The sequence below is a fragment of the Vibrio sp. Vb1337 genome, from assembly GCF_033338715.1.
GTDB classification, from domain to species: Bacteria; Pseudomonadota; Gammaproteobacteria; order Enterobacterales; family Vibrionaceae; genus Vibrio; species Vibrio alginolyticus.
The window spans coordinates 1-4,729 of the sequence record NZ_JAWOTD010000035.1 but is presented as its reverse complement, the minus strand read 5'-3'; the positions used below and the strand labels follow the sequence as shown (position 1 = coordinate 4,729).

At 44.6% G+C, this 4,729-nt stretch carries 3 protein-coding genes; all 3 read left to right on the top strand.

Going from position 1 to position 4,729, the window contains the following annotated elements:
* A partial coding sequence (locus tag R7E42_RS22955) for a hypothetical protein (RefSeq protein ID WP_318073023.1) occupies positions 1–198 on the top strand: 198 nt, incomplete at its 5' end.
* A gap of 396 nt (positions 199–594) precedes the next feature.
* Positions 595–1,938 carry a cadaverine/lysine antiporter gene (gene cadB / locus R7E42_RS22950; protein WP_005434864.1) on the top strand — a complete coding sequence of 448 codons (1,344 nt, stop codon included), beginning with the start codon at positions 595–597 and terminating at the stop codon, positions 1,936–1,938.
* Positions 1,939–2,055: 117 nt separating this feature from the next.
* A complete protein-coding gene (locus R7E42_RS22945; RefSeq protein WP_318073022.1) occupies positions 2,056–4,191 on the top strand; it encodes a lysine decarboxylase CadA in 2,136 nt (711 codons plus the stop codon).
* The last annotated feature ends 538 nt before the right edge of the window (positions 4,192–4,729 follow it).

Genomic DNA, 4,729 nt, shown 5'->3' with positions numbered 1-4,729 from the left:
ATTCTCAACACCTTGGCATTCTGCTTCTTACTTCTTACTTCTTACTTCTTACTTCCTGTCTTAGTGCCGCTTCATATCGAGCTTTTGGGTTTCGGCCTTAGCTTTGCGTATTTAAAACCGGTCACGACAACGCAGTTGTTTATGCGTAATAACGCTCGTACTTATGCATCGCTGAGTAAAAGAGGAGGGGAAGTTTGATGTAAGTCAATTGGTCAATAAGGGTAGGAAAAGTCTGCATCAACAGTTTGGGTAATCAGGATAGGGTTAGCTTGATGTTGATAGTGGTTGATAAGGTTGATGGAAAATTTGTTGAGGTTGATGTTTTTAGCTTTTCGACATGAGCGCTTTAGTTTTTTATCTTAAGGTACTGTATATGCTGGCTTTATGTTTTTTAGTTTATCAGGTTTATCTCAACTTTATACCGATGGGCTAATTGTTTTATTGATAACCCCAAGTTTATTTTTTTCCCAGTTTTTGGGCGTAGTCTTCACTTCGAAATTTAGCGAGGTCGAGCAGGTTCTTCCTCATAGCATCTCGCTAATAACCATTCAGTTTGAGTCATGTTGACTCGAGTAGAATAGATTTGGAGATGTTATGTCATCGAATGCGAAAAAAATCGGCCTTATTGCCTGTACGGGTGTCGTAGCCGGTAACATGATGGGTAGTGGTATTGCACTATTACCTTCTAGTCTTGCCTCTGTAGGCTCTGTTTCAATCTTCAGTTGGCTGATCTGTTTGGTCGGTGCACTGAGTCTGGCGTTCGTTTACGCTCGTCTGGCAACCAAAAACCCACAAGAAGGTGGTCCTATCGCTTATGCTGGCGAAGTGTCTCCGGTATTTGGTTTCCAAACGGGCGTTCTTTATTACCACGCGAACTGGATTGGTAACCTGGCTATTGCCATTACAGGTGTTTCTTACCTTTCAGTATTCTTCCCTGTGCTTAATAACCCAATCCCAGCAGGTATTGCGACGATTGCATCAGTATGGATCTTCACTTTCGTCAACCTACTTGGTGGTAGCTGGGTAAGCCGTCTATGTACGCTTGGTCTAGTTCTTATCCTTATCCCAGTTGTTGGTACAGCTGCATTTGGTTGGACGCACTTCGATACTGCGCTTTACAGCCAAAACTGGAACGTATCAGCAGGCACTGACAGCCACGCGGTAGTAACAGCGGTTCTTATCTGTCTATGGTCATTCGTAGGTGTGGAATCAGCAGCGGTATCGACTGGTATGGTAGAAAACCCTAAACGTACTGTACCACTAGCAACTATGTTGGGTACTGGTATCGCAGGTGTGATTTACATCCTATCAACTCAAATGATCAGCGGTATGTTCCCAGCGTCAGAAGTTGCGGCATCAGGTGCACCATTTGCACTAGCAACCACTGAGCTATTCGGTAGCTGGACAGCACCATTCGTATCAGCATTCACAGCGCTAGCATGTTTCACTTCGCTAGGTTCTTGGATGATGCTAGTAGGTGAAGCGGGTAAACGTGCAGCAAACGACGGCAACTTCCCTAAAATCTACGGTGAAACTGATAAAAACGGTGTGCCTAAGAAAGGTCTAATCCTTGCGTCAATCAAGATGACTGCACTAATGGTTGTACTGATGTTCTTCAGCTCTAAAACAGCACACGCATCAGACCTGTTCAACCAGCTAACAACTGACGCAGTTCTACTAACTATGCTGCCTTACTTCTACTCAAGCATTAACTTGATTCGCTTCGAAGGTATGACAACACGCAACGGCTTCGTAATGCTGTTCTCTGGTGTGGCTTGTCTGTTCTGCTTCATCGCACTAGCAGGTGCAGAGGGCGGTACGCTAACAGCAACCTTCATCGTGTCTCTAGTTATCTTGATGTTCTACAGCAAAAAAGCAGGTCTTGCTCAGTACGTGAAAATGCACGCTGACGACATGCCTGCCCAAGCAAGCAACTAATCCCCAAAACGCTGGCACTACGGTGTCAGCCCATAAAACCCAAATTCACACGGCGCTCACCTTACTCATTGCCTGTAAATGGCAAAGAGCGCCCTCATTCGCCTTGGAGATGTCCAAATGAATATATTCGCTATCTTGAACCACATGGGTGTGTTCTTTAAAGAAGAGCCAGTTCGTCAACTTCACGCTGCTCTTGAGAAAGCGGGCTACGAAGTGGTTTACCCAGTAGATGATAAAGACTTGATCAAAATGATTGAGATGAACCCACGCATTTGCGGTGTGCTGTTCGACTGGGATAAATACTCACTTGAGCTATGTGAACGTATCAGCCAAATCAACGAAAAACTGCCTGTTCACGCATTTGCTAACGAACAATCTACTCTAGACATTTCACTAACAGACCTACGTCTAAACGTGAGCTTCTTCGAGTACGCTTTAGGTATGGCTGACGACATCGCTATCAAAATCACCCAAGCGACTGAGGCATACAAAGATGCCATCATGCCTCCATTCACTAAAGCGCTATTCAAATACGTAGAAGAAGGTAAATACACCTTCTGTACTCCAGGTCACATGGGCGGTACTGCATTCCAGAAAAGCCCTGCTGGTAGCATCTTCTACGATTTTTACGGTCCAAACACATTCAAAGCGGACGTATCAATCTCAATGCCTGAGCTAGGTTCTCTACTAGACCACTCAGGTCCACATAAAGATGCAGAAGAATACATCGCACGTACATTCAATGCAGACAGTTCGTACATCGTAACTAACGGTACGTCTACATCGAACAAAATCGTTGGTATGTACTCAGCACCTGCGGGCAGCACAGTACTGATTGACCGTAACTGTCACAAATCTCTGACTCACCTAATGATGATGAGCGACGTGACACCAATCTACTTCCGCCCAACTCGTAACGCATACGGCATCCTTGGTGGTATTCCACAAAGCGAATTCAGCCGCGATGTCATTGCAGAGAAAGTGGCGAAAACACCAGGTGCAACAGCACCAACTTACGCAGTAGTGACTAACTCAACTTACGATGGTCTGTTGTACAACACACAATTCATCAAAGAGTCGCTAGATTGTAAACACATCCACTTCGACAGTGCTTGGGTGCCTTACACTAACTTCAACCCAATTTACGAAGGTAAATGTGGTATGAGTGGTGAAGCGATGCCAGGCAAAGTGTTCTACGAAACACAATCAACACACAAACTGTTGGCAGCGTTCTCACAAGCTTCAATGATTCACGTGAAAGGCGACTTTGATAAAGAATCTTTCAACGAAGCATTCATGATGCACACTTCAACTTCACCTCAGTACGGCATTGTTGCTTCTACTGAAACTGCAGCGGCAATGATGCGCGGCAACACTGGTAAGAAGTTGATGCAAGACTCTATCGATCGCGCAATCCGCTTCCGTAAAGAGATCAAACGTCTAGAAGCAGAAAGCGACAGCTGGTTCTTCGATGTATGGCAACCAGAAAACATCGATACCACGGAATGTTGGAAACTAGACCCTAGCGACACATGGCACGGCTTCAAGAACATGGATGACAACCACATGTATCTTGATCCAATCAAAGTAACGCTACTGACTCCGGGGATGAATAAAGAAGGCGAACTAGAAGAATCAGGTATTCCTGCTTCGCTGGTGGCTAAATTCCTAGACGAGCGCGGCATCGTGGTAGAGAAAACAGGTCCATACAACTTGTTGTTCCTATTCTCAATCGGTATCGACAAATCAAAAGCAATGCAATTGCTACGCGGTCTAACTGAATTTAAACGTGGCTACGACTTGAACCTAACCATCAAGAGCTTCCTACCTTCGCTATACAACGAAGACCCAAGCTTCTATGAAGGCATGCGCGTTCAAGAACTAGCACAAGCAATTCATGACCTAACTAAGAAATACAACCTACCAGAGTTAATGTACAAAGCGTTCGATGTTCTTCCAGAAATGAAAGTAACACCACACGCAGCATGGCAAGAAGAGCTTCGCGGTAACGTAGAAGAAATCAAACTGGAAGAAATGGTTGGCCGCGTAAGTGCGAACATGATCCTTCCTTACCCTCCAGGTGTGCCACTAGTACTTCCTGGTGAAATGGTGACTCAAGAGTCTCGCCCTGTGCTGGACTTCCTAGAGATGCTTTGTGAGATCGGTGCGCATTACCCAGGTTTCGAAACCGACATCCACGGTCTATACCAACAAAAAGATGGTAGCTACACCGTAAAAGTATTGAAGAACTAAGTTCCTCTCGAAGATGACGCCATTGGGAATGCAAGCATGCTCCACTCTTACGAGCTCAATGCGTCATCGAACAATAACGACATTTAGATATACCCCTAACTAATCTGTCGTAAAGAGAAGGGCAAGGATGCTCTGATCTTTTCTTCTATATATAGAAGAAACACTTTTCCAAGACTTCACCTGAAGTACCCCAAATAAAAAGCAAAGACCAAAAGAGCAGTTCGTCATCGTTCTGCTCTTTTTTTTCATCTTTATATAGGTAGAAAGAGAAAAAAGAACGAAGAGAGATAAGATCAGTAACCGAAATCACAAAGAAATAGGCGATCTTTTAATGCGGAAGTCAGGCATTTCTTCATGAAAAGATCCTCTACAACCCGAAATATTAGACAAGATCGTTGAGTATCTATGCAGGATGCTCGTTATTTGTGCGGTTGAAAGTTTTTTTGCAAAAAACGCTTGTGCTAATTTCTCAACCCCCTATACTGCGCATCCACCGACACGGAGTGAGACGAAAGTCACACAGCGAGTCGGGAAGAGA

Coding starts and splice junctions, on each gene's coding strand:
- R7E42_RS22945 (WP_318073022.1), top strand. CDS start 2,056: ATGAATATATTCGCTATCTTGAACCACATGGGTGTGTTCTTTAAAGAA.
- cadB (WP_005434864.1), top strand. CDS start 595: ATGTCATCGAATGCGAAAAAAATCGGCCTTATTGCCTGTACGGGTGTC.